Origin of the sequence: Pseudomonas antarctica, from assembly GCF_900624995.1 — a bacterium.
In the GTDB taxonomy this organism is placed as follows: domain Bacteria; phylum Pseudomonadota; class Gammaproteobacteria; order Pseudomonadales; family Pseudomonadaceae; genus Aquipseudomonas; species Aquipseudomonas antarctica.
Map to the genome: position 1 here is coordinate 1 of NZ_UYXQ01000229.1, position 2858 is coordinate 2858.

Genomic DNA, 2858 nt, shown 5'->3' on the forward strand with positions numbered 1-2858 from the left:
GGTGTTGTCTTCCTGTACGATGTTTGCTCTTTTCAAACCTTAAAAATCTTTTTATAAACACCGCCCTCCCCCTAGCCTTGAAGCCATGCCCAAGCTGAATCCAACTGCATTACGCAAGGACAGACACATGACTCAAGCAATAACAACAATAGACACGCTGGTGGTGGGGGCCGGTCAAGCTGGCGTGGCCATGAGCGAGCACCTGAGCAAGCAAGGCGTGCCGCACCTGGTGCTGGAGCGCAGCCGTATTGCCGAGCGCTGGCGCACCGGGCGCTGGGATTCGTTGGTGGCCAACGGGCCGGCCTGGCATGACCGGTTTCCGGGGCTGGAATTTGATGATGTCGCCGCCGATGGCTTCGCGCCAAAAGAACGTGTGGCGGATTACTTTGAAGCCTATGCACGCAAGTTCAACGCGCCGATCCGTACCGGTGTGGACGTCATTTGCGTGGTGCGTAATGTCGGTCGCCCAGGCTTCACCGTGCACACCAGCGAAGGCGTGATCGAAGCCAACCGCGTGGTCGCCGCCACCGGGCCGTTCCAGAAGCCAGTGATTCCAGCGATTGCACCCAAAGACACTGCGCTGCACCAGATCCACTCCGCCGACTACCGCAACCCGGCGCAACTGCCGGCCGGTGCCGTGCTGGTGGTGGGCGCCGGTTCGTCCGGCGTGCAGATCGCCGATGAACTGCAACGCTCCGGTCGCCAGGTGTACCTGTCGGTCGGCGCTCATGACCGCCCGCCCCGCGCCTACCGTAACCGCGATTTCTGCTGGTGGCTGGGGGTGTTGGGCGAGTGGGATCAGGCCGCGATGAAACCCGGCCGCGAGCACGTGACCATTGCCGTGAGCGGCGCCCACGGCGGCAAGACCATCGACTTTCGCGAGTTGGCCCAGCAAGGCATGACCCTGGTTGGCCTGACCCAAGCCTTCAACGGCAGCATCGCCAGCTTCCAGCCCAACCTGGTCGACAACCTGGCGCGCGGCGATGAGAACTACCTGGCCCTGCTGGATGCGGCGGACGCTTACATCGAGCGCAACGGCCTCGACCTGCCCGTGGAGTCCCAAGCGCGCCGCGTGTTCCCGGATGCCGAGTGCATCAAACAGCCAATCCTGGAGCTGGACCTGGCCAAGGCCGGAATCACCTCGATCATCTGGGCCACCGGGTTTGCCGTGGACTACAGCTGGCTCAAGGTCGATGCGTTTGACGCCGCCGGCAAGCCGCAACACCAGCGCGGCGTGGCCCCTGAATCGGGTATCTACTTCCTCGGTTTGCCGTGGCAATCGCGCCGGGGCTCGTCGTTTATCTGGGGCGTGTGGCACGACGCCAAGTACGTGGCTGACCACATCGCCATCCAGCGCCAGTACCTCGAGTACCGCGAAGCCGCACCGGTTGCTCACAAAGCCCCTGTCAGCGCCTGATCACTTTTTCCTGGAGTTTTTTTGATGCCTACTCACACTCGCATCCGCATGTTTAACACCCAAGAAACCTACCCCAACCAGAGCCTGGACAACGACCTGTGCCAGGCCGTGCGCGCGGGCAACACCGTGTACGTGCGCGGCCAGGTCGGCACGGATTTCGACGGCAACCTGATTGGCCTTGGCGACCCACGGGCCCAGGCCGAACAGGCGATGAAAAACGTCAAGCAGTTGCTTGAGGAAGCAGGCTCCGACCTGAGCCATATCGTCAAGACCACCACCTACCTGATCGATCCGCGCTACCGCGAGCCGGTGTACCAAGAAGTCGGCAAGTGGCTCAAAGGCGTGTTCCCGATCTCCACCGGGCTGGTGGTCTCGGCCCTCGGCCAGCCGCAGTGGCTGATGGAAATTGACGTGATCGCCGTTATTCCCGAATAAGGAGCCGCACATGACCTTTTCAATCATCGCGCGTTGCGCAGACACCGGCCAGCTGGGCATCGCCATCAGCTCATCGAGCATCGCCGTGGGCGCCCGCTGCCCGTGGCTGCGCCCCGGTGTGGGTGCGGTCTCGACCCAGAACATCACGTTGCCGGCCCTGGGCCCGGACGTGCTCGACCTGCTGGAACAAGGCCTCGACCCTGCTGGCGCCGTCGACAAAGCCCTGACGAGCAATGGCTACAGCCAATACCGGCAACTGACGGCGATTGATCACCTGGGCCGCAGCGTGCATTTCAGCGGCAGCGAAACCCTAGGCACACACAATGCGGTGTCGGGCGAACAGTGCGTGGCCGCCGGCAATATGCTCGCCGACCGCGCGGTGATCGAGGCGATGGTCACAGCCTTTGAACACGGCGAAGGCCAACTGGCCGACCGCCTGCTGGCGGCGATGCACGCCGCCATCGCCGCCGGTGGCGAAGCCGGGCCGGTGCATTCCGCCGCCTTGGTGGTGGTGGGCGAACTGACCTGGCCGATCATCAACCTGCGCGTGGATTGGGCCGAGGAACAGCCGATCGCCGAGTTGCAAAAGCTCTGGGACGCTTATCGCCCACAAATGCAGGACTACATCGACCGCGCCCTCGCCCCCGACCGCTCGCCCGGTTACGGCGTGGCCGGAGACGAGCGATGAACAGCAGCCGCGAATGGCTGCAGACGCTGGTGGGGTTTGACACCACCAGCCGCGAATCCAACCTGCAGTTGATCGAATGCGTGCGCGATTACCTGGCCGGGTTCGGCGTGGCCAGTGAGTTGGTCTACAACCAGGAGCGCAGCAAGGCCAACCTGTTCGCCAGCATCGGCCCGGTGGAATTGCCGGGCATTGTGCTGTCGGGCCATACCGATGTGGTGCCAGTGGATGGCCAACCGTGGACCGTGCCTCCGTTCGCGCTGACCGAGCGCGACGGCAAGCTGTTTGGCCGGGGCCCGGGGGCGATGAAGGGTTACACCG

General features: G+C 63.6%; 4 protein-coding genes. All 4 read left to right on the forward strand.

What is annotated here, in order from left to right:
* Positions 1 to 85: 85 nt before the first annotated feature.
* The gene (locus E0F99_RS29565; protein ID WP_408003398.1) at positions 86 to 1417 is read left to right on the forward strand and encodes a flavin-containing monooxygenase; all 1332 of its coding nucleotides are present in this window, start codon (positions 86 to 88) and stop codon (positions 1415 to 1417) included.
* A gap of 24 nt (positions 1418 to 1441) precedes the next feature.
* Positions 1442 to 1852, forward strand: a complete 411-nt coding sequence (locus tag E0F99_RS29570) for a RidA family protein (protein WP_083358937.1) — start codon at positions 1442 to 1444, stop codon at positions 1850 to 1852.
* A gap of 10 nt (positions 1853 to 1862) precedes the next feature.
* Positions 1863 to 2540, forward strand: coding sequence for a DUF1028 domain-containing protein (locus tag E0F99_RS29575; RefSeq protein WP_083358938.1), 678 nt, complete (start codon positions 1863 to 1865; stop codon positions 2538 to 2540).
* The coding region (locus E0F99_RS29580) for a M20/M25/M40 family metallo-hydrolase (RefSeq protein WP_130909125.1) at positions 2537 to 2858 on the forward strand (322 nt) is incomplete at its 3' end. The genes E0F99_RS29575 and E0F99_RS29580, both read left to right, overlap by 4 nt.

What these genes read in the sequence shown, in the direction of transcription:
- E0F99_RS29565 (WP_408003398.1), top strand. Translation starts at nt 86, where the DNA reads ATGCCCAAGCTGAATCCAACTGCATTACGCAAGGACAGACACATGACT.
- E0F99_RS29570 (WP_083358937.1), top strand. Translation starts at nt 1,442, where the DNA reads ATGCCTACTCACACTCGCATCCGCATGTTTAACACCCAAGAAACCTAC.
- E0F99_RS29575 (WP_083358938.1), top strand. Translation starts at nt 1,863, where the DNA reads ATGACCTTTTCAATCATCGCGCGTTGCGCAGACACCGGCCAGCTGGGC.